A 23,914-nucleotide genomic window follows, 5' to 3' on the forward strand; every position below is an offset into this window, starting at 1 on the left:
CACGGGTCCGAAAAGAGGGGGAGAAGGCAAAAATCAGGAACCCAGCCGCACCGCGTCCGTTCCCTCCCCGCCTCACGTTTCGTGCCTTCCGGGAGCCCGCGATGGCGCATGCTGCGCTTTCCACCTCGATCGATTTTCTGTCCCCGCCCGTGCTCCGCAACGAGCGCGGCGAGGTGCGCTCCGTGGGCGTGGAAATCGAGTTCGTCGGCCCTTCCGCCGAGAAGACCGTGCAGGCGCTGCATGAGGCGCTCGGCGGCCGTATTGTCGAAGTCGACCCGCATTCCTTTGCCCTGAAGGATTCCGCCATCGGCGAGCTGACGGTGGAACTCGACAGCCGCATCCTGCACCCGGGCAAGAGCAGCGGCAGCCGGAGCGGTGTATTGCCTAAGATCGCCGCCCTGTTCGGTTTTGCCGCGAGCTATCTCGTGCCTTGCGAACTGGTGACAGGGCCCATGCCCATCGATCGCCTGCGGGACCTCGACCGCATCCTCGACATCCTGCGCAGGCTCGGAGCGAAGGGCACGCAGGACGCGCCCCTCTATGCCTTCGGCCTGCACTTCAATCCTGAAATCCCGCGCCAGGACGCACAGACTCTTGCGGCCTTCATGAAGAGCTTCGTGCTCCTGAACCCTTGGCTGCGCCGCGAGGTCTCGCCGGACCGCACACGCGATCTCCTCGGCTTCGCCGATCCGTTTCCCACCGATTACGTGCGCAGGATCGTCTCGCCCGATTACTGGCCCGACATTCCGCGCTTCATCGACGATTATCTCAGCGCCAACCCCACCCGCAACCGCGACCTCGACCTTCTGCCTCTTCTGCATCATTTCGACAGGGAGCGCGTGAGAGCCTCGTTGCCGAACGAGAAGATCAACGGACGCCCCACGTTCCACTACCGGCTTCCCGATGCCCGCGCGAGCGATCCCGGCTGGAGCATCGCACCCGAATGGAACCGTTGGGTCGCCGTCGAGCGCTTGGCTTTCGACCGCGAGAAGCTCGATGCGGCGGGCAGCACCTACCTTGCGTTCAAGGGCGAGGACAAAAGCTGGGCCAACGTGGTGGAGCAGGTCGTACGATCATGACGAGACCCCTGATCGGCGTCACCACATCCCGCCAGGGCGGCTGGCGCAGCTATCTCATGCATCGATTGGCGCTGTTACGTGTGGGCGCACGCTCCGTGCGCCTCATGCCAGGCGAGCCGCTGCCGGAAGAGCCGCTGCAAGGTCTCATCATCGGTGGCGGCGACGATATCGGCGCGGAAATTTATGGCGGAAAGGTTCTGCCCGACGTGCGTATCGACCCCGAGCGCGACAGGATGGAGCTGGCGCTCCTGAAAGCCGCCCTGCCCGCACAGCTCCCCGTTCTCGGCATCTGCCGCGGCTCGCAGATGATCAATGTGGCGCTCGGCGGAACGCTCCACACGGACATTTACGAAGTCTATGTACAGGCTCCCAAGATGCGCACCGTTCTGCCGAAGAAACGTGTCTCCATCGAGAGCGGCTCACGCCTGGACGAGATCCTGCATTGCAATCCCTGTCTGGTGAATGCCCTGCACCATCAATCCGTGGACCGGCTCGGCGACGGATTGAGAATCGCGGCACGCGACGAGATCGGAATCGTGCAAGCCATCGAGAACGAAAAAGCCCCGTTCCTCATAGGGGTTCAATGGCATCCGGAACTTCTGGTCTGGAAGAAGCCGCAGCAGAGGCTTTTCGCGGCTCTTTCGCATGCAGCCGGGGAAGTCACCGCACCTTTGGGTGTTGCCGCTCTCGCGTCTTAAACTCAGCTCACACGCTTCGTGGGGCGCGGGAAAAGCGGCACGACCTTGTTGTCATCATCCTTCGGCGTCAGGTGCCGCTGGATCGCAGCATGAAGGTCGCGACTGATGATGGGCTTCTGGAGCAGAGGGAACTCGCTTGCCTCATCCGCCATGACAGGATTGCCGGTGATCAGCAGCACCGGAAGGCCGGGGAAGATCTGGCGCACTTCGCGCGCCAGCATCACGCCGTTCATGGTGCCCGGCATGGACACGTCCGTGAGCACGAGGCCGGGCCTGCGTGCGCTCAGATTCTTGATCGCCTGCGCGGCATCGGTTGCGATGCTGGTGACATAGCCGAATTCTTCCAGGGTCGATTGCAGGGCAAGAGCGACTTCAAGCTCGTCATCGACGATGAGAATTTCCACGTTCTGCCGCTCGTCGTCGCTCGGCAGGTCATCCTCGCCGGGAATGCCGAAGGGCAGCATGGTGGCTGCCTGCGCGCGCGGCAGGTACACGATGATCGCCATCTCCGCTCCGGTGCGGGACACCGTCGAAGCGCCGCCGATGCCTTGCAGGAAGTGCAGGCTCCTGTTCAGGCGAAGCCAGGACGATACATCCAGATCTTCCAGCTTGAAGGTCGGCTCCGTATCGTCGTCCGCATCCGGCATGCTTTCGGCTGCGGCGATGCTGGAAATGCGCAGCTGCACGAAATCGCCCTCGATCTGCAGGTTCGGCAGCGAGCCTTTGCGCATTGTCGCATTCTGCGCTTCGAGAGCGATCGTGCCGCCTTGCGTCAGTGCGTCCCTGACATAAGCGCTCAACGTCACGATCGCCGTTTCGATATCGTCCGGATCGGCCTCGACGGGCCAAAGTTCTTCATCGAGAGAGAGGCGCAGTTCCACGGTGTCGCGCAGGAAGGAGCGTCCCATGAGAGCCGCGACCGAGCTGATTCTCTCGGAGAGATCGAGATACTGAATCTGGGGCTCGCGCTGGCGCGCGAAAGCGGTCGATTTCGCAATCAGCTTCGCAGCCTGATCGGATGCAACGAGGGCCGAGAGCAGCTTGCGCTGAATGCCCGGCTGGTCCTTCATCTGGCGGGCCACCGCGTCGATATTGGCGCTGATCACCATGAGCTTGTTGTTGAGGTCATGGGTGATGCCGTCGCGGAGATGATCGAGGGCCTGCACCTTCTGGTGACGCCGCAGGGCTTCCTCATCCTCGCTGGGCGGGGGCTCCTCGACAAGCTGGAACGGCTCGGGCTCCGCCACATGCTCAACCGTCATGGCCTCGAAGACGGGAGCCTCCTGGATGACCTGTTCCTGCTCCATGAAGATCTTGCCGAGCTGCCGGGCGAGCAGGAGGGGGGCGCCAGCCGCGACCGCGAGGAAGAAAGCGAGGGCCACCACGAGCGCTTCCGAATTCTTGGTATAGGCGGCCGCCGCCAGCGCCAGACCCGACAGGATCAGGGCGCAGGACAAAGCCATGAAAGGAAGCCTCAGAATCGCCTGCACGGGTTGCTCGCGTTTCTCACAAATCCATTGACCTGACGCCCGCAAGACGCCACTTCGGAACCTAATCTTGTGTAGCACGAAGGAATGACAAGCGAGATTCTTATCGCAATAACGTTTTCGTGCGTAGTTAAGGAGACGAATGTGCGGCTTTCTTATGTCCTAGGCCTTCTTTCTGCCCTTGCCGTGTCCAGCCTGCCTTTTCAACGGGTTACCGCGCAGGAGGCCATCGAGCGCCGTGTGAACGAGCTGGTCGGGCAGATGACGCTGGAGGAGAAAGTCGGGCAGTTGAACCTCGTCTCCCACGGCCCGCCGCTGCGCTGGGAAGACATCTCCGAAGGTAAGGCCGGCGCAGTCCTCAACTTCAACAATGCCGCCGACGTGGCCAGGGCCCAGGCTCTCGTTCAGCAATCGCGCCTCAAGATTCCGCTGCTGTTCGGCCTCGACGTCCTGCACGGTTTCCGCACCCAGTTTCCCCTTCCCTTGGGGGAGGCCGCAGCCTTCAATCCGCGCATCTCGTTTCTCGCTTCCGAATGGGCCGCGAAGGAAGCGTCGCATGTCGGCGTGAACTGGACCTTCGCGCCCATGGCCGACCTTTCACGCGACAGCCGCTGGGGCCGCATCGTCGAAGGCTTTGGGGAAGACCCTTATCTCGGCTCGGTTCTCACCGCCGCGCGGGTAGACGGTTTCCGCAAAGGCGGCCTTGCTGCCACCACCAAACATTTCGCAGGCTACGGCGCACCTCAGGGCGGGCGCGATTACGACACCACCTATATTCCACGCGCGGAAATGCACGACACCTATCTGCCGCCTTTCCGTGCCGCGGTGGATGCCGGCTCGGCGAGCTTCATGGCCGCCTTCAACGCACTCAACGGCGAGCCCTCCACCGCCAATGCATGGCTGCTGACAGACGTGCTGCGCAAGCAATGGGGCTTCGACGGTTTCGTGACCTCGGATTGGGTCGGCGTCGGCGAACTGATTCTTCACGGCGTCGCAGCGGACGGCGCCGAGGCTGCGCGCAAGGCGATCCTTGCCGGCGTCGACATGGACATGATGGGGCTTCTCTATATCAACCATCTGCCGGACGAAGTGCGCGCCGGTCGCGTGCCCGAGAGCGTGGTCGATGAATCGGTTCGCCGGATCCTGCGCACCAAGATGCGCCTTGGCCTGTTCGATCAACCCACCATCGACCCCAAGCGCACGGAAGCGGCTCCCTCGACCGAGGCGCGCCAAATCGCACGCGAGGTCGCACGCGAAACCCTCGTGCTGCTGCAGAACAAGAACGACGTTCTGCCCGTGAAATCCGGCACTCGCTCGATTGCCGTCATCGGCCCGCTCGCCGATGCGCCGCACGACCAGATGGGCCCGCACGCCGCGCGCGGTCACAAGGAAGACAGCGTCACGTATCTTCAGGGCATCCGCCAGCGCGCGCAATCCGCTGGCATTACGGTGACCCATGCGCCCGCCTGCGATCTCATGTGCCGGTCGACGGAACAATTGCCCGCCGCCGTCGAGGCTGCGAAGCAGGCCGATCTCGTGATCGCCGTGTTCGGCGAACCGCAGGAGCTTTCGGGAGAGGCGGCCTCGCGCGCCCATCTCGAACTCAGCGGCAAGCAGAACGAAGTGCTGGAAGCGCTCATTGCCACCGGCAAGCCCATCGCGCTCGTGCTCATGGGCGGACGCCCGCAGGTGCTGGGCCCGCTTGCGGAGCGTGTGCCGTCGATCCTCATGACGTGGTATCCCGGCACTGAGGGCGGCAATGCCGTGGCCGATGTGCTGTTCGGCGATTTCAATCCGAGCGGCAAGCTCCCCGTTACCTGGCCACGCGCTACGGGACAGCTGCCGATGTACTACAACCGCCTGCCCTCGAGCCGCCCGACGATCCCGAACAACCGCTTCACGCTGCATTACATCGATGAGGAGATCACGCCGCTCTATCCGTTCGGCTGGGGTCTCAGCTACACGCAGTTCGCCTACTCGGATGCTGCCGTCGCGCAGCAGAAGCTCGATGCCGGGCAGATGTTGGATGTATCGGTGACGCTTACGAACAAGGGCTCAAAGGCCGGTCAGGAAGTGGTGCAGCTCTACACTCGCGATCCGGTGGCGAGCCGCAGCCGCCCCGTGCGTGAGCTGAAGGCCTTCGAGAAGGTCAGCCTCAATCCCGGCGAGACAAAGCGCGTGACCTTGCGCGTTCCCGTCGAGTCTCTCGGCTTCCATCTCGATGACGGCAGCTATGTGGTCGAGGCCGGCACGATCCAAGCCTTCATCGGCGGCAGCTCCCTGGCCGATCAGGCTGGCGAGGCGGAGATCGTGAACACGATTCGCATTCCACCTGACGAGCGGCGCGCCGCCGCTGCCACGAGCGTCATAGAATAAGCTCCGCAAAGCCGCTCAAATCCTTTTTGAGCGGCTTTTGTTTTGGCCGATGGACCCGAGAGGGCCTCCGCGATAGTCTCTCCGTCATGGATTTGAAGCACAGATCCGCAAAACGACACGCCTTCGCCGTCCGCACATTCGGATCGGTGAGGATGATTGCTGCCTCCGAGCGAACGGGCGTCGCCGATATGTATCTCGGCATGGCGCTCACCTTTATCGCGGGCGCCATCAATGCGGGCGGCTTTCTCGCTGTCGGGCAATACACCTCGCACATGTCCGGCATCCTCTCATCGATGGCGGACAATCTCGCATTGGGGAGCCTTGCGATCGTCACCCTCGGCTTGATCGCCTTCGCGCCCTTCGTCTTCGGAGCCGCCTGCTCGGCCATTCTCATCAACTGGGGCAGGCGGCATGGCCTCGGCAGCCGCTATGCGCTCCCGCTGTTTCTGGAAGCCGTGCTTCTTTGCATCTTCGGCGTTCTCGGCTGGATGGCCTTTCCCTCGACAGGCTTCGTTGCCGGCGCAGTGCCTCTCCTCTGCTTCATCATGGGCCTGCAAAACGCCACTGTGACGAAGATCTCCGGCGCGCGCATGCGCACCACCCATGTCACCGGCATCGTGACGGATATTGGAATCGAACTCGGCAAGCTCATCTATTGGAACCGCAGCCGCCGCACCGAGGAAATTGTCACGGCAGACCGCGCGAAGCTGCGCCTGCTCAGCCTGCTGCTCGGCTCATTCTTCATCGGCGGAGTGACGGGAGCTGTCGGCTTCAGCCATCTCGGCTTCTTGTTCTCCCTGCCCTTTGCGCTCTTGCTCATTCTGCTTGCAGGTCCGCCATTGGCGGAAGACGTGTTGGCGCACGCCAGACATCAGCACCGGACTTAGACCGAATCCCACGAAGCCACCTGTCGAAAGACTTCGCGAGATCAGAACGTTGCCTTAGGTCCAGGCATATTCGAGCGTTTCTCTGAACGCGAAGCGGTTCAGGTGATCCTCCAGGACCTTGCGCATGCGGTCCCGGCTTTCCTCATCGGGCACTTTGAGCGTGATATGCAGGCAATCTGCATCCGCCATGAGTTCGGCCCTGCGGTCATCCGCAAACGGGATCGTGCTCTTCGTCTCGTCAAAGATCACATTGAACTTATGCGACCAATGCTTGCTCAGCTGCTGCAGATAGCGGCTGGCATGGGCCGTCGGCACCTTCGCTTCGGTTGAAATCACTCTTCGATCCTCGTCGTGATTGATCTGCGCGTTTCAGGCGCGGCATGCGCCGGCCATGTCCGAGCCGTCACGGCCTGAATCGCCTGTCGCGCGCCCTTCGATCATCTCGATCTTATGCTCCGCAAGTCTGACCAAGACGCTGTCCGGCTCGGCATGTCTTAGTTCCCGGACCACGTCTTTGATCTCGCTGAGAATCCGGGCCATGACCGGTGAGAGGTCGCCCGAGAGATCTCCTATGAACAGTTTCCGTTCCAGAACCATCGGCTTGCTCCACTCGACTCGATACGAAATGAACTCGAAAATACTGCTATGGCGGGCGGCACTCGGGTTGGAGATGCGGATACCGCATGCTCCCGACATCCCATCCCGCCACCAGCGAACATCTGAGCGGCCGTCTTTGTTGAGTCGACCGCCTCATCCGGAGCTTAGGCTTGGCCGCTCGTCTCCGAGCTTACGGTCGCATTACGAATGTGTAATGTATCAGTCAGCCTGAAGAGGTGCTTTCTAGCACGCTGCAAAAGCAGAATTCTGCAACCCTATGGCATCGCGAAGGCTTGCAGAGAAGCGCTCTACGGCGCTTGAAACGAGGCAGTATTTTGAGAGGCTCTAAAATTCTGCTTTCAGGTTTCAAGCGCTTCGTCATATGCCTGCAAGGTGTTCTGCCAAACCCTATGATTAACCATACACGCCAAGCACTGCGGATCAGAAGATCGGCACAAATTTCCAAGAAAAACAGTTTGAAGTCATTTTAAAGAGACGATTCTTATCCCAATCTCAAAGTGCTAGAGGCTCTTTTAGAATAGATCTGATCTTGTCCTAAGCCCTTGATCTGTTTTGCTTCTTTCAGATATTTCCTGAGCGTCGCCTCCTGACGTTCATTGGGCTTTCGGCGACTGATCGCAATGCTGACGACATCTGTGGATCGCCTCCGCTGCGAGGCGCGGGAGCCTATGCGCTCGCCGCTTTCACGGATGCTCGCCGCACAGGGAGAGCGCGTCTATGCACTGGGACAAGTGGGAAACCGTGACATCCGTCATCGGACATGCGGCTTGCGTCTCCACGATCATCTGCTTCAGCAGCATGGCCCTCGCCCAGGAACCCGCGAAAGCTGTTTCCCTACGCGTCGAGCTCAACAAGATCGAAGCGTCTGGTGAGAACTGCCGCACATATTTTCTGATCGACAATCGCCAGCAGGATGCCTGGCGCTCCTTCAAGCTCGATCTGTTCGCGCTCGACAAGGACGGCGTCGCCGCCAAGCGGCTCGCCGTCGAAGTCGGCCCCGTGCCCGCCCGCAAGACGCTCATCAAACTCTTCGACTTTCCGGGCTTGAGCTGCCCGCAGCTCGGCAGTGTCCTTCTCAATGACGTCGTAGCCTGCGAAGGCGCCGCCAGCTCGCGGGAAGAATGCCTGGCCGCCGTCGAGACGGCCTCGAAAGTCGAAACCGTTCCCTTCGCCAAGTGAGGTAGAGCCCGTGGATCAAGTTGCCGCCGCACCCGCGCATGACCTGTCGTTTCTCGGCCTCTTCCTGCAGGCCGATCCCATCGTCAAAGGCGTCATGATCATGCTCGTGCTGGCATCCCTGGGATGCTGGACGATTGTTCTCGACAAGCTCCTGCGTTTCATGACCGTCCGCCGTCAGGCGCGCGCTTTTGAAGCCAAAGCCCGCGCCGGCGAGAAGCTCGATCCGCAGATGCCAGGAACCACAGGGCGCATCGTCGCCGCAGGCTATGAGGCATGGCGCGATCAGGACCCGTCGGAAACCCGCGCGGAGCGCCGCGAGCGCATCGAGCGCGCCATGCGCGCCGCGCTCTCCATCGACATGCGCCAGCTTCAGGTCGGTCTCGCTTTCCTTGCCACCACCGGCTCTGCCGCGCCCTTCATCGGCTTGTTCGGCACGGTGTGGGGCATCATGAATTCGTTCTCGGCCATCGCGGCGAGCCAGGACACCAGCCTTTCCGTCGTAGCCCCTGGCATCGCGGAAGCCTTGTTTGCCACCGCCATCGGCCTCGTGGCGGCAATCCCCGCCGTGATCGCCTATAACAAGCTCACCACAGATCTCGGTCGCCTTCAGCAAGCCTTCGCCTCCGGCATCACCGCTCTCGGCGACCGCTTAGCGCGCGACCGCAAGCTTCACGTCCGGTCGGAGGCCGCCGAATAATGGGCATGGGGCCAATCCGCTCATCGGAAACCGACGACGAATTCGGCGCAGCGCCGCTGTCCGAGATCAACGTCACGCCGCTCGTCGACGTGATGCTCGTGCTGCTCATCATCTTCATGGTCGCAGCACCGCTCATGACGGTTGGCGTGCCGGTGCAGTTGCCGAAGACGGCCGCGCCGAAGGTCTCGCAGCCGAAGCAGCCCGTCGTCGTCACCATCGACAACCAGGGCCAGCCCTTCCTCGACAAAGAGCAGCTGGCACCCGAGGCCGTCATGCCGCGATTGAAGGAACTGGCAAGCGCCGATCCGGCGCAGGTCGTTCTGGTGCGTGGAGACAAGACCGTTCCTTACGGGCGCGTCATCGAAATCATGGGCCAGATCAATGCGGCGGGCTTCAGCAAGGTGTCCCTGATCGCGCAGGCCCCCAGCGGTTCTGCTCCTTAAACGTTCCGATGTCCGCACAGAGCACACATCACAGCACATCGTCGATGCAGGAGCCGGGCCGCGTGGGTCTGGCCTTCCTCATGGCGCTTGTGCTCCATGTGGGTGCGCTGGTGGCCGTGACGCTCTGGCAGTCGCAGGAAGAAACCGCGCCTGGCGAGCAGCAGATCGCCATCGATTTCGCTCCCGCCATGCAAGAGGCCGTGTCTGTTGCTCCTTCGGAAGTGCAGGCGATTGAATCTCCTCCGACTGAAGTTCCCATCACGGAAGCTCTCCCCATCGAAGATCAGACTGAGGAAGCCCCCGAAGAAATCGTGGAACAGGTCGAGGCCGAGCCCATCGAGGAAGCACTTGCTCCCGAAGTCGTGCCCGCCGTCGATCCCGAAGAGGCGATCATCGCGCAGCCTCTCGAAGAGAAGCCCAAACCGAAGCCTGCACCTCCGAAGAAGGAAGAGCGCAAGCCCGATCCCAAGCCGCGCCGCGTGGTTGCCGAGCGCGCGCCCCCTCCGTCGAACGCAAGCCAAGGACAAGCCTCGGCCTCTCGCGAGAACATGCAGGGAGCGGCGGCTTCCGCTGATCCGAATATACTTAACCGCTACAGGGCAAGTGTCTCAGCGACTCTGAAAAGTCGCCTGCGCTATCCATCATCGGCAAGCAGCCGAGACATTTCAGGCTCCGCAGGCATTCGATTTGTCATTGATCGTTCGGGCCGAATTCTCAGCTCCTCGCTCGCTCGGAGTTCAGGCAATCCAGTTCTCGATGAAGCCGCCCTGGCAGCCGCCCGTCCGGGTTCATCAGTGCCGGCTATCCCGGATAGCCTTCCACACACGCAGATGCCCTTCGAAATAACCCTGCAATTCAACCTGCGCCGATAGGAGACCTCACCGCTCAAAACCGGGCTTGGCATGCCACAGGCAACAACAAGGGAGAGATGATCTCCCATCACAGACATGCGGGCGAGACCTTGACCCTCGCCGGTGAGGACAAGAAATGAACAATCAGGACGCAACAGGAATGTCGTTCCACCGCGCAGGGCTTTGGGGGCTCCTCGCAACGACCGCACTCGGCGGGCTCGTGCTTGCAGTTCAAGCGGCTCATGCGCAAAACGCTCCGCAGGCCAATGGTGCCATTCAGCTCGACGCGGTGACCGTGACGGAGCAGCGCGAGACCGGCACGGGCCCCGTGAACGGCTATGTCGCCACGCAGACAACAACCGGCAGCAAGACCGACACGCCGCTCATCGAGACGCCTCAATCCGTCTCCGTCGTGGGACGCGAGCAGATCGTGGATCAGGGCGCGCAGTCGGTGGTCGAGGCTACGCGCTATTCTCCCGGCGTTCGCTCGGAATCCTTCGGCAACGATGCCCGCAACGACTGGTTCCTGATCCGTGGTTTCCCCTCTCAGGCGACGGGCTATTATCTCGATTCACTGCAGCTCTTCTCGACCGCCTTCGCAACGTTCAAGCTCGAACCTTACGGCCTTGAGCGCATCGAGATCCTGCGCGGCCCGTCCTCCGTTCTCTACGGTGGCGGCAGCCCCGGCGGTCTCATCAACGCCGTCAGCAAGAAACCGCCTCTGACGCCGTTCCGTGAAATCACGATGGGCGTCAACAATTACGGCAACGTGTATGGCGCCTTCGATCTCGGCGGGCCGGTCGCGGTCAATGGCGGCGACAGCCAGTTCTATTACCGCGTCGTCGGCCTCGGCCGCATCGGCGATACCCAGGTCGAGGACTCGGAAGACAACCGCGCCTTCATCGCGCCGAGCCTGACCTGGAAGCCTTCCGACGATACGACGCTGACGATCCTCGGCTCGTACCAGAAGGACAAGACGAACGGCCAGAACTTCCTGCCTTATGCGGGCACCGTGGTGCCCGCTCCGTTCGGACGCATCCCCACCAAGCTGTTCACCAGCAATCCCGGCTTCGACTCCTTCGAGCGCGAGCAGGCGATGATCGGCTATCAGTTCGAGCATCGCTTCAACGACACTTGGACATTGCGCCAGAACCTGCGCTACAACCATCTCGCCATCGACTTCACGACGCTCTACGGTTTGGGCTATGCCGCCGCTCCGACGGCCACTCAGGCCTTGCTGGCCCGCGGCAACTTCGTCACAAAGCCGCGCGTCGATCTGTTCACGGTCGACAACCAGGCCGAAGCCAGGTTCGCGACGGGCCCGCTTCAGCACAAACTGCTACTCGGTCTCGACTACAAGCGCTACAGCATCGACGACGAGCAGGGTTTCGAGATGGGGCCGTCGCTCGACCTCGTGAACCCGGTCTACATCCCCGCCACGCCGACAACGTCGCGCTACAACTTAAGCAACACCACTCAGACGCAGCTCGGCGCCTATGTGCAGGATCAGATCAAGATCGACCGCTTCACCCTGGTGCTGAGCGGACGTCACGACTGGGTGAACACGGACAATACGAATACCCTCTTCCCCTCATCGAGCTATGAGGGGAACGACAGCCAGTTCAGCGGTCGCGCGGGCCTCGTCTACAACACCGATGTCGGACTTGCTCCTTACGTGAGCTATTCGCGCTCCTTCGATCCGCAGATCGGCACCAACTTCGCAACAGGCCGTCCGCTGGATCCCGAAACTGGCGAGCAGGTCGAGGTCGGCGTCAAGTATCAGCCGGTCGGCATGGACAGCTTCGTCACTGTCGCCCTGTTCGACCTGAAGCGCCAGAACGTGATCACGACCGATCCGAACAACGTGCTGTTCCAGGTTCAGACTGGCGAAGTGCGTTCGCAGGGTGCCGAGCTCTCGGTCAATGCCAGCCTGATGGACGGCCTCAACCTCGTCGGCGCCTTCACCGTCTACGATCTCGAGACGACCAAGGATCTCAACCCTCTCAATATCGGTCTGATGCCGACGGGCGTACCGGAGCATTTCGGCTCCCTATGGCTCGACTACACGGTGCAGGAAGGAACCTTCAAAGGCTTCGGCGTGGGCGCAGGCGTTCGCTTCGTCGGCGAATCCTATGCGGATGCCGCCAACACCCTGACCGTTCCAGGTTACACACTGGCCGATGCCGCTCTCCACTACGAGCGGGACAACTGGCGCGTCGCGCTGAACGTGTCGAACCTGTTCGACGACGTTTACGTCGGCTCCTGCTCGTCTTCCGCAGCCTGCTTCTACGGCGACCGCCGCAGAGCAACGCTCAGCGCGAGCTACAAGTGGTGATGCAGGGCCCCTTCCGGCATCGTGAGGCCACGGCCTGCCCCGATCTTTCGGGGCGGGCCGGTGACGTTTACGAGATGGCGGGCGCAAGCCTGTCCATCGACGGGCACACATTGCTTGCGCCCACTTCCCTCTCCCTGAGACAGGGATGCGTCTACGGAATCATCGGGCATAACGGATCGGGCAAGTCCACGCTCCTCAAGCTCTTGGGCCGTCAAGCTCAGCCGAGCAGCGGCACGATCCGCTACGCCGGAACGCCTCTTGAGAACTATGGCGCGCGGGCTTTCGCGCGCCATGTCGCCTATCTGCCGCAACAGACTCCGGCCACCACGGGTCTGACCGTTCGCGAACTGGTCAGGTTCGGGCGCTACCCGTGGCATGGCCCGCTGGGCCGCATTTCTTCTGAGGATCACCTGAAGGTCGTCGAGGCCATGCAGCTGGCGCAGCTCGACGATCTTGCGGATCGCCTCGTCGACACCCTGTCCGGCGGCGAGCGTCAGCGGGCGTGGATCGCCATGCTGGTCGCGCAGGACAGCAGCTTCATTCTTCTCGACGAGCCCACATCCGCTCTCGACCTCGCGCATCAGATCGAAGTTCTGCGTCTGCTGCGCAATTTGAGCCGCAGCCGCAATCTCGGCGTCGTCGCCATTCTCCACGACATCAACATGGCGGCCCGCTTCTGCGACGAGCTGATCGCTTTGCAGAAAGGCCACATCCGTATCCAGGGCAAGCCCGACGACCTCATGCAGAGCGACGTGCTTGAAATGGTCTACGGCATTCCCATGGAAGTGATCCGCCATCCGGCCTCCGACGCACCGATCGGGTTCGCCCGATGAGGAAAGGCCTCAACCGGCGCGAATGCCTTGCCGCCTTTCTGCTGCCGATGACGCCAGTCGTCGCGCAGGAAAACGGAAACACGCATCCGCGCGTCGCCATTCTCGATTGGGGCCTCACGACATCCGTTCTCTCTCTCGGCGTCACGCCTGCCGGCATCGCCGAGATCGATCTCTATCGCCGCTGGGCCGACGACTTTCCGATTCCTCCTGGCGTCCAGGATGTCGGCCTTCGCACGGAACCGAACCTCGAAGCTCTCGCCGCACTGAAACCTGATCTGATTCTCACGACCCCGTTCAGCGAAAGCGTCCGCCCGTTTCTGGAGCGGATCGCACCGACGCGTTCTTACGCAACCTACACGCCTGATGGAAAGCCGCTGGCCCGCTCGGTCGAGGTGCTGCGCGCGATCGCCCGCGACCTGCGCGCCGAAACTCAGGCGGAGGCCGTCATCGCCCGTGCGGAAGCAACCTTTGCGGCAGCGAGAGAAAGTCTCGCGGGACGCAACCTCCCGCCTCTTCTTCTGGCAGGCTTCATGGACGGCCGCCACACCCGCGTTTACGGCACTGATAGTCTCTTCGGCAACGTGCTCGACCGGTTGGGCCTGCGCAACGCCTGGAACCGGCCGACAAATTTCTGGGGCTTCACCCTCATCGGCATCCACGAGCTTTCCCCCTATGCCAATGCGCGGCTTCTTGCAGTTGCACCCGTTCCTCCCGATGCGCCTTTGAACGCAACGCATGAAGGTCTGTGGCGCAGTTTGCCCTTCGTGCGCGCAGGGCGCGTCAGCACGCTCCCGACAACCTGGGCCTTCGGCGATGTCTCCACCGCGGAACGGTTTGCGCGCAATCTGAAACGGACGCTGCTTGCCGGGGAGAGTGCCCGTGCAGGCTAGCTCCTCCCGCTCATTCGCGCTGGCGACATGCCTTGCGTTGCTGGCCTTGACATGGGCGGCTCTACGCCTGGGCACCCAGCTGCCATTCATCCTGTGGCCGCAGGCATCGCTGCATCCTGCCATCGAAGACGTACGACAGCTTCTCTTCCATTACAGCTCCCTGCCGCGTCTCATCACGGCCATCTTGTGCGGAGCGGCGCTGGGACTTGCGAGCACGATCTTCCAGCATGTTCTGCGCAATCCCCTCGCCTCGCCCACCACGCTCGGCGTCGAGGCGGGTGCACAGCTTGCGCTCGTAATCGCGACGATCTGGGCGCCTTTTCTGCTCGGTGCTGGCCGCGAATTCGTGGCGATTGCCGGTGCTCTGGCCGTCACAGGCCTCATCTTCGCCGTCTCGTCGGCGCGCGGGTTCTCATCCCTCACGCTGATCCTGGCGGGCCTCGTCACGAGCTTGTTCTGCGGCTCCCTCGTCGTCGCGCTGAAACTGCTGAACCAGGAATACATCTCTTCGCTCTACATCTGGGGCGCAGGATCGCTGGCGCAGCAGGATTGGTCCGTCGTTATCTATCTGTTGCCGCGCCTGCTGGTCTGCGCCCTTCTCACCGCATTGCTGGCGCGTCCTCTCGTCGTGCTGACGCTCAGCGATGAGAGCGCGAGCGCGCTCGGCGTATCACTACGCCTGCTACGGCTAGCCGCCCTCTTCATCGCGGTTCTGCTCACCGCTTTCGTCACGTCCTCCGTCGGCATCATCGGCTTTATCGGATTGGCATCCCCGCAGATTGCACGCCTGGCCGGCGCACGCCGATTTCAAGAGCGCCTCGTCGTGGCACCGCTCATGGGCGCGGGCCTTCTGCTTCTCGTCGATCAAGCGGCTCAGAGTGTCAGCGGCGGCTTTTCCGACTTCCTGCCGACCGGTGCGATAACGGCTCTTCTCGGCGCGCCTCTTCTCCTGTGGCTGCTGCCGCAACTGAAATCGTCGAGCACCGATCTCGCTCCGGATTCCACCACGCCTGCGACACTGCATAAGCCTGCTTTTCTCTTTCCTCTTCTCGTTGCGGTCCTTCTGCTAGCTACGATCATCGGCATCATGGTCGGACGCTCCGTCGCAGGTTGGTCCATTGCCGATGGTGAGATGCTGTCCGCTCTCGCGGAATGGCGCGTTCCGCGCGTGAGCGTCGCACTTCTCGGCGGCGCGATGCTCGGTATGGCGGGCGTGCTTCTACAGCGTCTCACACGCAATCCGGTAGCGAGCCCCGAAGTTCTCGGCATTGGAACCGGCGTCGCCATCGGCATTCTCTTGAGTATGGTGATCAGCACTGCGCCCAGCCGCAGTTTGCAATTGGCGATGAGTTTCGTGGGCGCATTCGCCGTGCTTGCCGTTCTTCTCTGGCGCGGCATCCGTTCGCGCTCCGCGCCCGATCAGTTGCTTCTGACGGGCGTTGCGTTGAGCGCCTTTCTCGACGCGATCATCGTAAGCTTCATCGCATTGGGCGATCCGCGCGCCGCGCAGCTTCTCGCATGGCTCGCGGGCTCGACCTACAGGGCCGATGCCGCGACCGTGTGGGCGACGCTGGCGATGGCTGCTCCGCTGCTCCTCGTCGCGCCGCTCTTCTCACGCCAGCTCGACATCTTTCCGCTTGGCGAGGAAACCGCGCGGGAGCTCGGCATCGATCTGCGTTTCTCGCGTCTTGCCATCATGGGATTGACGGCGCTTCTCACCGCCGCCTCCGTCCTCGCCATCGGGCCGCTCACATTTGCAGGGCTCGTGGGTCCGCATCTCTCGCGCGCGCTCGGTTTGCGCCGCGCGTTCGAGCAACTGATCGGCGCAGGCCTGATCGGCGCCATTCTCATGGTGCTGGCTGATTGGCTCGGCCGCATCGTCATCTTCCCCTTCCAATTGCCCGCCGGTCTCGTGGCGGCCCTGATCGGCGTTCCCTACCTGATCTGGCATCTCACGAGGCGCGGGCGATGAGCGCTTGTTCGAGAGGAACTCATCCATGTCTCTGACCGCTGCTCCCCGCATCGAACCGAAGCTGCAGCTCTGCGTGCTGCATGTGGTGCGCATCTACGATCTGACGCCGCATATGCGCAGGATCGTTCTCGGCGGACGCGATCTCGAAAATTTCGACGTGCCGACGAACGCGCTCGGCCCCTACATCAAGCTCTTGATTCCGCCGAACGGCATCGAGCCTGAGTGGCCCACCTTGAGCGATGACGGTCGCCTGATCTGGCCTGCTCTCGACAGGCGCCCCGTCATGCGCACCTACAGCGTGCGCCACTTCGATAAGGATGCTTGCGAGCTGCATGTGGATTTCGTCATGCATGGAGATCGAGGCGTCGCCTCGGCCTGGGCCGCGCGCGCGAAAGCAGGCGACCCTGTCGGCCTGTGGGGGCCGGGCTGCACGACGACGCAGAACATCGACTGGTATCTGTTCGCCGGCGATCAGACGGCGCTTCCCGCCATCGCCTTCATTCTGGAAAACCTGCCGGCAACGGCGCGCGGCGAAGCCTATATCGAGATCCCCGACGAATCCGAGAAGCAGATCTTCGGCAAGCCGTCGGGCGTCGATATCAAATGGCTTCTCGGCAAGAAAGAGACTCCGGTTCTCCAGGACGCGGTGAAGGCTGCCTCATGGCCGGCCCATAGCCGCGTCTTCGTCTGGGCGGGCGCGGAGAGCGCGACGGCGCGGTCGATCCGCTCGCACATGAAGACGAAGCACGGACTCGACCGGGATCAGATGTATATTCTGAATTATTGGCGCCGCGGCCAGGCCGAAGGCGGCTTCGGATACTTGGATTAACCGGGCGAGCATCACCCGGATAAAATGGCGTCCGCGGAGGGACTCGAACCCCCGACCTCAGGTTTCATACCACTTCGGCTTTCGCCGCCGTCCCAGAGCCTTCTCAAGGACGTTCGTGGCCTGGACTGTCCCTTCACCCTAGGCTTGAAGGCCCTTAGGTGCTGCCCGTCCAGTCTCTACACCTTCCCCGTGAGGGGCTTGGCTCGGGATTGGCATGCCGCGAGTGCGGCGAAGCGTTCCCCGACTTTGAGCAGATCGATTGCAGCGTTTCCGACTGCAACCCCCGATTTTGAAAACAGGAAACCTTTGCTCTGTCCTGCTGAGCTACGCGGACGTCCCCTCTCTCCTAAAGCGGTCCGCGGTCCAAGGCAACAGGGCGAACCTTGCTTCGATCAGGCTTGAGGCTGCGGAACGCCGCCGTGCCACCGGTCATCGGCACGGCGGCGTAGCCGGCCTTAGCGTGTTGCAGCCTCCGGCGTGGAAACCGGAAGCATGAGGTGCTCATAAGGTGTGTCGGGCCACATGACATAGGGCTGCGCCGTGTCTGGCTTCGGACTTCTGGGATAGCCCTCCATCATGCCCTTGGCGCCTACGACCATCACATGAGGCCCCGTCTCGATCCAGTTGTTGTTGGCCTCGGGCTTTTGCGCGTACGGATCGGTGTTGCTGGCGTCGGTTCCGCCCGAGAGCATGTAGAGGAATCCGACCTTGTTCTTCGGCGGCTCCTTCTTCTCAATCCAGGCCTTCGCCCATTCCATGGCGTTCTGATCGCCACACATGGGGTCGGGTCCCGGTGTATTCGGGTTGTCGGGCAGGCAGGTAAAGCCATTGGTGCCTTTCCGGAGAACCCGCATCTGACCGTCAGTGGCAACCGCCGCGACACTCGCATCCTTGGCGATGGTGGGCGGAGCCGCCGCCATGGCGCTCTTGATGAGATCCTCATCATTCATGGAACCGGCCGTGTGCTGGTGCTGGGCCAATCCCGTGCCGATGAAAGCGAAAGTCATTACGCTGCATGCGAACCACGCGAGAGTGTGACGCCTTTTCATGGCTCACCTCCTATTGCTGCGCGACCGGCCCGCTCATTTTACTCCTCTCCGCCAGGGCAGAGAACGGCTTATCGAAGGATAAGCGCCGCGCTTGCCGGAACTCCCCGCCAATGGATAGATTTGACAGGGACCGGAGGCGTTCATTCTATGGCTCAAACCCTGCGCGACTTTCTCAAGAAGGTGGAAAACCTTCCCCCCGATACCCTGCTCTGCGTTGCAGAAGTGGACGAGGCTTTCGCAACCCATGTGGAGGAATTCGAGATCGTCGAGGATGCCAAGCCACAGAACAAGCGGTCGGAAGGCTTGGAAGCGGTCGAGCTCGGCAACGGCAACCAGACGGTGCTGGTGATCCGTTGGTAGAAGCGAAAGCACAGCCCCGCACAGGAAAAGCACGAGCCCTGCAAATCTAAGCCTAGCTGCTCCGGAAAGTCCGCTTATGATCCTGACCTCAACTGGGATCAGGCATGCGGATCGGAATTGCGCTGGGCATATGGGCTGCGTTTTCGCTTGAAGCGGCGGCGCAGGAGCGCACGGCGCCGAGGCCAGCCCCACTCAGCTGCGTGAATGATGCGAAGCAGGATCGTCTCGAGGGCATTTCCCCCGAGGGCGATCTCATCCTGGCTTCGGAGCGCCTGGCACGGCTTTCGGGCATCCGGTTTCCCGACACCCACAGGCAACAGGCCCTCGATTGGCTCAGGGCCAAGGTCGGCCAGCCTCTTCTGGTGACCGTTCAGGGAAGCCGCGACCGCTGGGACCGCATGCCCCTGCGCGCAAGGATGCAACAGGGTTCTCTCTCCCTCGATCTCGGCCATGGACTCGTCGAGGCGGGCTTGGCTCTCGTGGACGCCGGAGCCGATCCGGTCTTTTGTCATCCCGAATTGCTCGCCCTGGAAGAAACGGCCAGGGAACGACACCTTGGTCTTTGGGCCGATGACCGCTATAACCCCATTCCTGTCGATCAGGCCGACCGCTTGAAAGAGCGCGTCGGTCGCTTCGTGATCGTCGAAGGGCGGGTTCGCAGCGTCGGCGAACGCAAGCAGAGAACCTATTTGAATTTCGGGGGGCACTGGGCAGAAGACTTCACGATCATCATTCCTCGGAAGGCATGGATGCAGATGGCCGAACGCGGCTTCTCGGCGGCTTCGCTGAAAGGCAGCACCCTTCGGGCCCGAGGCATTTTGCAGTCTTGGCAAGGCACGGCCCTTACCATTGACTTACCGGAGATGATCGAGCGCCTTGAAGGCACAAACCTTCCGGGCAACCGAAGTGAAGGCAAACGCTTGGCCCGATGAGCGAGCATGCGCGATAGACGTCACAAAGGTACGATCCGGATCGCCTCCGGCCTGATGATCGCAGGCCTGGTCTCGGCCTGCACAGGCTTCGGCAACACGTCCCTCCCGGCCAACGCGCCTCGGGTGATCGGGCCGGATCGCGACCGCGACCACATCCGCCTCATATCCGCCTTCGGCGGCGAAGGCCGCGCTCCGCAGATGCAGCGCCTTCTCACCGATGCCGTGAACCGGCTCGTCATGGCCACCGACCGGCCGGACGAGGCCTATCAGGTCACAATCCTCAATTCTCCCGTGGCGAATGCCTTCGCCCTGCCGAACGGTCGCCTTTACGTCACGCGTGGGCTTCTGGCGCTGGCAAGCGACACCTCCGAGGTGGCGGCGGTGCTCTCGCACGAAATCGCCCACGTCACCCTGCGCCATGCATCGCAGCGCAACGAGCTGCAGGCCCGCTCGCAGCTGATCGAGCGCGTGGCGGAAAACGTTTTAAACGATTCCCAGGAAGCCGCCGTGGTGCAGAACCAGGCGCGCTCGACACTCGCGAGCTTCTCGCGCTCGCAGGAACTCGAGGCGGACCAGACCGGGATCACCGTGCTTGCCCGCGCAGGCTTCGATCCTTATGGCGCACCGCGCTTCCTGACGGCGCTCGGCCGCTCCGCCAGCAGCTCCGCCAATAGCGGCCCGGACCGCGTCGATTCCCACCCGAGCACGTCGGAGCGCATTTCGAAGGCGCTGCAGGCCGCTCGACGCGCTGGATCTCCGGGCATGGGCGAGACCGGCAAGCTCGAATACCTGGCGGCCCTCGACGGACTGGCTTACGGGGACGATCCGAGCGACGGCGTCGTGAAGGGCCGCCGCTTCACCCATGCCCGCCTCGGTGTCGCCTTCGAGGCGCCCGAGGGCTTCACCCTGGAAAATACCTCCCAGGCCGTCCTCGGCTCCTCCTCCGACGGCGAGCGCCGCCTGCTCTTCGATGCCGCCGACACCCCCGCCGGACAGAGCCTCGAAGAGGTTCTGCGCTCCACCTGGACCGATACCATCGAGCCGGGCAGCCTTGTACCGACGACGATCAACGACCTGCCGGTCGTGACCGCCCTGTCGAACGGCAAGGAATGGACCTTCCGGCTTTCGGCCATCCGCATCGGCAACACCACCTACCGCCTGATCATGGCCGCCCGCAGCGGCGGCGCGGACCTGGAGAACATGTTCCAGCGCACCCTCAACAGCGTGCGCCAGGTCCAGCCCGACGAAGCCCGCCGTATCCGCCCTCTTAAGCTCCAGATCGTCACGGCCAAGCGTGGCGATACGGCTCAGTCGCTCGCTTCGCGCATGCCCATCGACCGCGCCCTCGACCGCTTCCTGCTGATCAATGGTTTGGAACGCAATGGGCCGCTGAAGCCGGGCGAGCGTTACAAGATCGTCGTCGAGTAACAGCTCAGCCATCCGCACAGCCTCACCTTCGCGACGGTCGCTTACATGACCTCCTCAGGATGAGGGTTGTGCCCCCTGACCATCGCAGCCAAACGAAATCAGGCGAGACGGTTTCCCGCTCGCCTGATCCGTTTCACGATTGTCGATCAACCTTAGACGAAGGCGCCCGAGGCCTGCGGATATTTGTCCACCAGGGCGCGCTTGAGCTTCTCCAGCGCGCGGTTCTCGATCTGACGCACGCGCTCCTTCGAGATCCCGAGGCGGTCCCCGAGGAATTCGAGGGTCACCTGCTCGTCGTCGAGACGACGGGCCTGCAGAATGCGAAGCTCACGCTCGTTGAGCACTTCGAGAGCCTGCCTGAGCCAGCGCACGCGGCGCTCGGTGTCGATCACGTCGGTCGCGCTCTCATCAGGCAAGGGGCTCGTATCGACAAGGAACTCCACGCGCTCCGCCGAATTCGACGGGTCCGCATCAAGCACCGGTGCGTTCAGCGAGGTGTCGGGAGCCGAGAGGCGGGCATCCATGAGAGCGACATCGGCCTTCGACACGCCGATCGCCTCGGCGATCTTCGCATGCACTTCGGAGGAGATGCGCTCCTCACCGCCACGCGTCAGGCGAGCGCGCAGACGACGGAGGTTGAAGAAAAGAGCCTTCTGAGCGGAACTTGTTCCGCCACGGACAATTGACCAGTTACGAAGGATGTAGTCCTGCACGGAAGCGCGAATCCACCAGGTCGCATAGGTCGAGAACCGGACTTCCCGCTCCGGCTCGAAGCGGGCGGCGGCTTCGAGAAGGCCTACATGGCCCTCTTGCACTAGATCCGCCATGGGCAGGCCATAATGACGAAAGCGGGCCGCAAGCGCGATCACGAGACGCATATGCGCGGCTGTCAGTTGGTGAAGAGCTGTCTCGTCGCGCTGTTCCTTCCAGCGCACGGCAAGCAGATGCTCCTCTTCTCTCTCGAGAAAAGGTGCATTCATAGCGGCGCGAACGAAACGACGCCGAACGCCTGAGATTTCTCCCATTGTGTCCTCCCTTGGCAGAGACACAACGGCTCAGGCGGGAAAAAGTTCACGCCGAATAGCTAAGTTTTGCAAAATAGATTCCAAAACCCCGACGACAAGGTGCGGCCGCAAACAAAAAGCCTGGCGCAAGGCCAGGCTTTTAAAGGGTTTGCGTGAAGCTGCGTTGTTATTACGCGGCTTCTTCCTGCACGTCGTCGCCCTCGGCATCGTCCGCCTCGGCGCCCTTGGCGCGGCGCGGGGACTTGGCCAGGCTCTGCTCGATGAGCTTGAGGGCTTCCGTATCCGTGATCTTGTTCACAGCCGCAATCTCGCGCACGACGCGGTCGAGAGCGGATTCGTACAGCTGACGCTCGCTGTAGGACTGCTCGGGCTGAGCCTCGGAGCGGTACAGGTCGCGCACGACTTCCGTCACGGCGATCAGATCGCCGGAATTGATCTTCGCTTCATATTCCTGAGCGCGGCGCGACCACATGGTGCGCTTCACGCGGGCACGACCCGTCAGAACGTCCAGAGCCTTTTGCACGAGGGCCGGTTCGGCGAGCTTACGCATGCCGACGGTGGCAGCTTTCGCGGTCGGGACTCGCAGGACCATCTTGTCCTTATCGAAGGAGACCACGTAGAGCTCCAGCTTGAAGCCGGCGATTTCCTGCTCCTCGATGGCCGTGATGCGGCCGACGCCGTGAGCGGGATAAACAATGGCTTCGCCGGACTTGAAACCCAGGCGCGGGGTGGACTTCTTAGCGGTTGTCATGCGAGAGGGGCCTCCTTGCATGGTCCCTTGCCCTTAAGGGCTCAGGAGCGATGGTTCCACTGGGCAGGGACCCAGGGGAACAGGAATGAGATGAGCGCGAACGGAACTTGACACTTCCGCGCGACTCCCTGATGTAAGCAGCAGCTCAAAAACGCTCTTCCTGGACCCAAGGCAGGTTCGTCTCCCTTCGGCCAGGTTTCGTGCATCATTGCTTCAGTGTGTGAACCGACGACCTGCGAGGGACGGTGCACGGCTTGAGCGCAAGCGACGGCATTTGCGGACCCTATCACAGTCCGGCCGAAAAAGCAAAAATATTTCAAAGCGTAGCGTAAAGAAGCACGGTTTATGGCCGTGCCTTAAAGGCTCCGGAGCACCTGTCCCGCTTAGTCGCCTTCGCCGGGATTGGACGAGAAATACTGCTCGAACTTACCCGCGACGCCGTCGAATTCCTTGGCGTCGGCCGGCGGCTCTTTCTTCTGCGTCAGATTGGGCCAGCTCTTGGCCATGTCGGCATTGAGCTTCAGCCATTGCTCGAGGCCGGGCTCCGCATCGGGTTTGATGGCCTCGGCCGGGCATTCCGGCTCGCAGACACCGCAATCGATGCACTCGTCGGGGTGGATGACGAGCATGTTCTCGCCCTCGTAGAAACAATCCACCGGACACACCTCGACGCAGTCCATGTATTTGCACTTGATGCAATTTTCAGTGACGACGTAGGTCATGACGGTCCTTCGAGGGTCTTTCCAAAAAGAAAAAGCGTAGGTCTTTCAGTCGCTCTAGCGCATCGGCCCCAAAAGTGGAAGGCACTTTTGGGAGCCAAACCGATGCTCTCTAAGGGAGCGCATCGTGAAAGCGGAAAACCGGGACCACTTTTCCGCACGATGCGCTACTTGTCGTCCTCGCTGACAAGCGTTCCCTCGCCTTCGGTGAGATCGGCGTAGAGCTGCCTTGCTTCCGGCGCAGGGCCCCGGCGCTCGCCGAGGGCCTCCACCCGCACCACCAGGGCCGTGCGGGCGAGAGCGATGGTGATCACGTCACCGAGGGCGACGGCCTTGGCGGCATTGTCCGTGCGCTGCCCGTTGACCCTGACGAACCCGCTCGTCACGAGCTTGGCGGCGAGCGTCCGGGTTTTGGCGAAGCGTGCGAACCAGAGCCACTTATCGAGCCGCTGCCGGTCCTCACGCATTCGCCATCC

23 protein-coding genes and 1 pseudogene are annotated in these 23,914 nt (G+C 62.3%); 16 read left to right on the forward strand and 8 right to left on the reverse strand.

The window, feature by feature from the left end; all coding sequences use genetic code 11:
* The first annotated feature begins 101 nt into the window (after positions 1 to 101).
* Together MHY87_RS11945 and MHY87_RS11950 are read left to right on the forward strand one after the other, a co-directional pair.
* On the forward strand, positions 102 to 1,079 hold the full coding sequence (locus MHY87_RS11945) for an amidoligase family protein (protein ID WP_239352001.1): 978 nt from the start codon (positions 102 to 104) through the stop codon (positions 1,077 to 1,079).
* Positions 1,076 to 1,777 (forward strand): gamma-glutamyl-gamma-aminobutyrate hydrolase family protein, encoded by a 702-nt coding sequence (locus MHY87_RS11950; protein WP_239352003.1) that lies wholly within the window; start codon positions 1,076 to 1,078, stop codon positions 1,775 to 1,777. The genes MHY87_RS11945 and MHY87_RS11950 overlap by 4 nt, the downstream gene beginning before the upstream one ends.
* A gap of 2 nt (positions 1,778 to 1,779) precedes the next feature.
* Here MHY87_RS11950 and MHY87_RS11955 read toward each other — a convergent pair whose 3' ends face one another.
* Positions 1,780 to 3,240: a response regulator gene (locus MHY87_RS11955; RefSeq protein WP_239352004.1), complete on the reverse strand. Its 1,461-nt coding sequence runs from the start codon at positions 3,238 to 3,240 to the stop codon at positions 1,780 to 1,782.
* A 168-nt stretch (positions 3,241 to 3,408) separates the two neighbouring features.
* Here MHY87_RS11955 and bglX point away from each other — a divergent pair, with 168 nt between their 5' ends.
* Both bglX and MHY87_RS11965 read left to right on the forward strand, forming a co-directional pair.
* Positions 3,409 to 5,640, forward strand: coding sequence for a beta-glucosidase BglX (bglX, locus tag MHY87_RS11960; RefSeq protein ID WP_239352005.1), 2,232 nt, complete (start codon positions 3,409 to 3,411; stop codon positions 5,638 to 5,640).
* 86 nt (positions 5,641 to 5,726) lie between these two features.
* Positions 5,727 to 6,494, forward strand: a pseudogene (locus tag MHY87_RS11965) (YoaK family protein); the annotation flags it as partial.
* A gap of 87 nt (positions 6,495 to 6,581) precedes the next feature.
* Here MHY87_RS11965 and MHY87_RS11970 read toward each other — a convergent pair.
* Entirely contained in the window at positions 6,582 to 6,863 is a 282-nt protein-coding gene (locus MHY87_RS11970; protein WP_239352006.1) for a DUF2218 domain-containing protein, read from the reverse strand.
* A gap of 33 nt (positions 6,864 to 6,896) precedes the next feature.
* The gene (locus MHY87_RS11975; RefSeq protein WP_239352007.1) at positions 6,897 to 7,223 is read right to left on the reverse strand and encodes a hypothetical protein; all 327 of its coding nucleotides are present in this window, start codon (positions 7,221 to 7,223) and stop codon (positions 6,897 to 6,899) included.
* A gap of 639 nt (positions 7,224 to 7,862) precedes the next feature.
* On the opposite strand from MHY87_RS11975, the gene MHY87_RS11980 reads away from it, so the two are divergent.
* From MHY87_RS11980 to MHY87_RS12020, 9 genes are all read left to right on the forward strand, one after another.
* A complete protein-coding gene (locus MHY87_RS11980) occupies positions 7,863 to 8,324 on the forward strand; it encodes a Tat pathway signal protein (RefSeq protein WP_239352008.1) in 462 nt (153 codons plus the stop codon).
* Positions 8,325 to 8,334: 10 nt separating this feature from the next.
* Entirely contained in the window at positions 8,335 to 9,021 is a 687-nt protein-coding gene (locus MHY87_RS11985) for a MotA/TolQ/ExbB proton channel family protein (protein WP_239352009.1), read from the forward strand.
* Positions 9,021 to 9,464 carry a protein TolR gene (gene tolR, locus MHY87_RS11990; RefSeq protein ID WP_239352010.1) on the forward strand — a complete coding sequence of 148 codons (444 nt, stop codon included), beginning with the start codon at positions 9,021 to 9,023 and terminating at the stop codon, positions 9,462 to 9,464. Before MHY87_RS11985 ends, tolR begins: the two co-directional genes overlap by 1 nt.
* Before the next feature lie 8 nt (positions 9,465 to 9,472).
* The gene (locus MHY87_RS11995) at positions 9,473 to 10,336 is read left to right on the forward strand and encodes an energy transducer TonB (RefSeq protein ID WP_239352011.1); all 864 of its coding nucleotides are present in this window, start codon (positions 9,473 to 9,475) and stop codon (positions 10,334 to 10,336) included.
* 115 nt (positions 10,337 to 10,451) lie between these two features.
* Positions 10,452 to 12,650, forward strand: a complete 2,199-nt coding sequence (locus MHY87_RS12000) for a TonB-dependent siderophore receptor (protein WP_239352013.1) — start codon at positions 10,452 to 10,454, stop codon at positions 12,648 to 12,650.
* A complete protein-coding gene (locus MHY87_RS12005; RefSeq protein WP_370644919.1) occupies positions 12,650 to 13,483 on the forward strand; it encodes an ATP-binding cassette domain-containing protein in 834 nt (277 codons plus the stop codon). Before MHY87_RS12000 ends, MHY87_RS12005 begins: the two co-directional genes overlap by 1 nt.
* Positions 13,480 to 14,373, forward strand: coding sequence for an ABC transporter substrate-binding protein (locus MHY87_RS12010; protein ID WP_239352015.1), 894 nt, complete (start codon positions 13,480 to 13,482; stop codon positions 14,371 to 14,373). Before MHY87_RS12005 ends, MHY87_RS12010 begins: the two co-directional genes overlap by 4 nt.
* Positions 14,363 to 16,345 (forward strand): Fe(3+)-hydroxamate ABC transporter permease FhuB, encoded by a 1,983-nt coding sequence (fhuB, locus tag MHY87_RS12015; RefSeq protein ID WP_239352017.1) that lies wholly within the window; start codon positions 14,363 to 14,365, stop codon positions 16,343 to 16,345. Before MHY87_RS12010 ends, fhuB begins: the two co-directional genes overlap by 11 nt.
* A 25-nt stretch (positions 16,346 to 16,370) precedes the next feature.
* Entirely contained in the window at positions 16,371 to 17,174 is an 804-nt protein-coding gene (locus MHY87_RS12020; protein ID WP_239352019.1) for a siderophore-interacting protein, read from the forward strand.
* A gap of 455 nt (positions 17,175 to 17,629) precedes the next feature.
* Here MHY87_RS12020 and MHY87_RS12025 read toward each other — a convergent pair whose 3' ends face one another.
* On the reverse strand, positions 17,630 to 18,223 hold the full coding sequence (locus MHY87_RS12025; RefSeq protein WP_239352021.1) for a hypothetical protein: 594 nt from the start codon (positions 18,221 to 18,223) through the stop codon (positions 17,630 to 17,632).
* Positions 18,224 to 18,370: 147 nt separating this feature from the next.
* Here MHY87_RS12025 and MHY87_RS12030 point away from each other — a divergent pair, with 147 nt between their 5' ends.
* The 3 genes from MHY87_RS12030 to MHY87_RS12040 all read left to right on the forward strand — a co-directional run bounded on the left by MHY87_RS12030 (position 18,371) and on the right by MHY87_RS12040 (position 20,943).
* Positions 18,371 to 18,583: a sugar phosphorylase gene (locus MHY87_RS12030; RefSeq protein ID WP_239352023.1), complete on the forward strand. Its 213-nt coding sequence runs from the start codon at positions 18,371 to 18,373 to the stop codon at positions 18,581 to 18,583.
* Positions 18,584 to 18,687: 104 nt separating this feature from the next.
* A complete protein-coding gene (locus tag MHY87_RS12035) occupies positions 18,688 to 19,515 on the forward strand; it encodes a thermonuclease family protein (protein ID WP_239352025.1) in 828 nt (275 codons plus the stop codon).
* 6 nt (positions 19,516 to 19,521) lie between these two features.
* Positions 19,522 to 20,943, forward strand: a complete 1,422-nt coding sequence (locus tag MHY87_RS12040; protein ID WP_239352027.1) for a M48 family metalloprotease — start codon at positions 19,522 to 19,524, stop codon at positions 20,941 to 20,943.
* 152 nt (positions 20,944 to 21,095) lie between these two features.
* Here the strand turns inward: MHY87_RS12040 and MHY87_RS12045 are convergent, their stop codons facing one another.
* From MHY87_RS12045 to MHY87_RS12060, 4 genes are all read right to left on the reverse strand, one after another.
* Positions 21,096 to 21,968, reverse strand: coding sequence for an RNA polymerase factor sigma-32 (locus MHY87_RS12045; RefSeq protein WP_239352029.1), 873 nt, complete (start codon positions 21,966 to 21,968; stop codon positions 21,096 to 21,098).
* 169 nt (positions 21,969 to 22,137) lie between these two features.
* Entirely contained in the window at positions 22,138 to 22,719 is a 582-nt protein-coding gene (locus tag MHY87_RS12050; RefSeq protein ID WP_239352031.1) for a CarD family transcriptional regulator, read from the reverse strand.
* Positions 22,720 to 23,102: 383 nt separating this feature from the next.
* Positions 23,103 to 23,441 carry a ferredoxin FdxA gene (fdxA, locus tag MHY87_RS12055; protein WP_239352032.1) on the reverse strand — a complete coding sequence of 113 codons (339 nt, stop codon included), beginning with the start codon at positions 23,439 to 23,441 and terminating at the stop codon, positions 23,103 to 23,105.
* Positions 23,442 to 23,605: 164 nt separating this feature from the next.
* Positions 23,606 to 23,905, reverse strand: a complete 300-nt coding sequence (locus MHY87_RS12060) for an RNA-binding S4 domain-containing protein (protein ID WP_239352033.1) — start codon at positions 23,903 to 23,905, stop codon at positions 23,606 to 23,608.
* Between the last annotated feature and the right edge of the window lie 9 nt (positions 23,906 to 23,914).

The organism is Microvirga sp. ACRRW (assembly GCF_022346925.1).
Classification (GTDB): domain Bacteria; phylum Pseudomonadota; class Alphaproteobacteria; order Rhizobiales; family Beijerinckiaceae; genus Microvirga.

Excerpts from the sequence above, each read along its gene's own strand:
- MHY87_RS12035 (WP_239352025.1), top strand. The coding sequence starts at position 18,688 with ATGCGGATCGGAATTGCGCTGGGCATATGGGCTGCGTTTTCGCTTGAA.
- MHY87_RS12050 (WP_239352031.1), bottom strand. The coding sequence starts at position 22,719 with ATGACAACCGCTAAGAAGTCCACCCCGCGCCTGGGTTTCAAGTCCGGC.
- MHY87_RS12010 (WP_239352015.1), top strand. The coding sequence starts at position 13,480 with ATGAGGAAAGGCCTCAACCGGCGCGAATGCCTTGCCGCCTTTCTGCTG.
- fdxA (WP_239352032.1), bottom strand. The coding sequence starts at position 23,441 with ATGACCTACGTCGTCACTGAAAATTGCATCAAGTGCAAATACATGGAC.
- MHY87_RS12025 (WP_239352021.1), bottom strand. The coding sequence starts at position 18,223 with ATGAAAAGGCGTCACACTCTCGCGTGGTTCGCATGCAGCGTAATGACT.
- MHY87_RS12005 (WP_370644919.1), top strand. The coding sequence starts at position 12,650 with ATGCAGGGCCCCTTCCGGCATCGTGAGGCCACGGCCTGCCCCGATCTT.
- MHY87_RS11975 (WP_239352007.1), bottom strand. The coding sequence starts at position 7,223 with ATGTCGGGAGCATGCGGTATCCGCATCTCCAACCCGAGTGCCGCCCGC.
- MHY87_RS12000 (WP_239352013.1), top strand. The coding sequence starts at position 10,452 with ATGAACAATCAGGACGCAACAGGAATGTCGTTCCACCGCGCAGGGCTT.
- MHY87_RS11945 (WP_239352001.1), top strand. The coding sequence starts at position 102 with ATGGCGCATGCTGCGCTTTCCACCTCGATCGATTTTCTGTCCCCGCCC.
- MHY87_RS12020 (WP_239352019.1), top strand. The coding sequence starts at position 16,371 with ATGTCTCTGACCGCTGCTCCCCGCATCGAACCGAAGCTGCAGCTCTGC.
- MHY87_RS12060 (WP_239352033.1), bottom strand. The coding sequence starts at position 23,905 with ATGCGTGAGGACCGGCAGCGGCTCGATAAGTGGCTCTGGTTCGCACGC.
- MHY87_RS11950 (WP_239352003.1), top strand. The coding sequence starts at position 1,076 with ATGACGAGACCCCTGATCGGCGTCACCACATCCCGCCAGGGCGGCTGG.
- tolR (WP_239352010.1), top strand. The coding sequence starts at position 9,021 with ATGGGCATGGGGCCAATCCGCTCATCGGAAACCGACGACGAATTCGGC.
- MHY87_RS12040 (WP_239352027.1), top strand. The coding sequence starts at position 19,522 with ATGCGCGATAGACGTCACAAAGGTACGATCCGGATCGCCTCCGGCCTG.
- MHY87_RS12030 (WP_239352023.1), top strand. The coding sequence starts at position 18,371 with ATGGCTCAAACCCTGCGCGACTTTCTCAAGAAGGTGGAAAACCTTCCC.
- MHY87_RS12045 (WP_239352029.1), bottom strand. The coding sequence starts at position 21,968 with ATGGGAGAAATCTCAGGCGTTCGGCGTCGTTTCGTTCGCGCCGCTATG.
- MHY87_RS11955 (WP_239352004.1), bottom strand. The coding sequence starts at position 3,240 with ATGGCTTTGTCCTGCGCCCTGATCCTGTCGGGTCTGGCGCTGGCGGCG.
- MHY87_RS11995 (WP_239352011.1), top strand. The coding sequence starts at position 9,473 with ATGTCCGCACAGAGCACACATCACAGCACATCGTCGATGCAGGAGCCG.
- MHY87_RS11980 (WP_239352008.1), top strand. The coding sequence starts at position 7,863 with ATGCACTGGGACAAGTGGGAAACCGTGACATCCGTCATCGGACATGCG.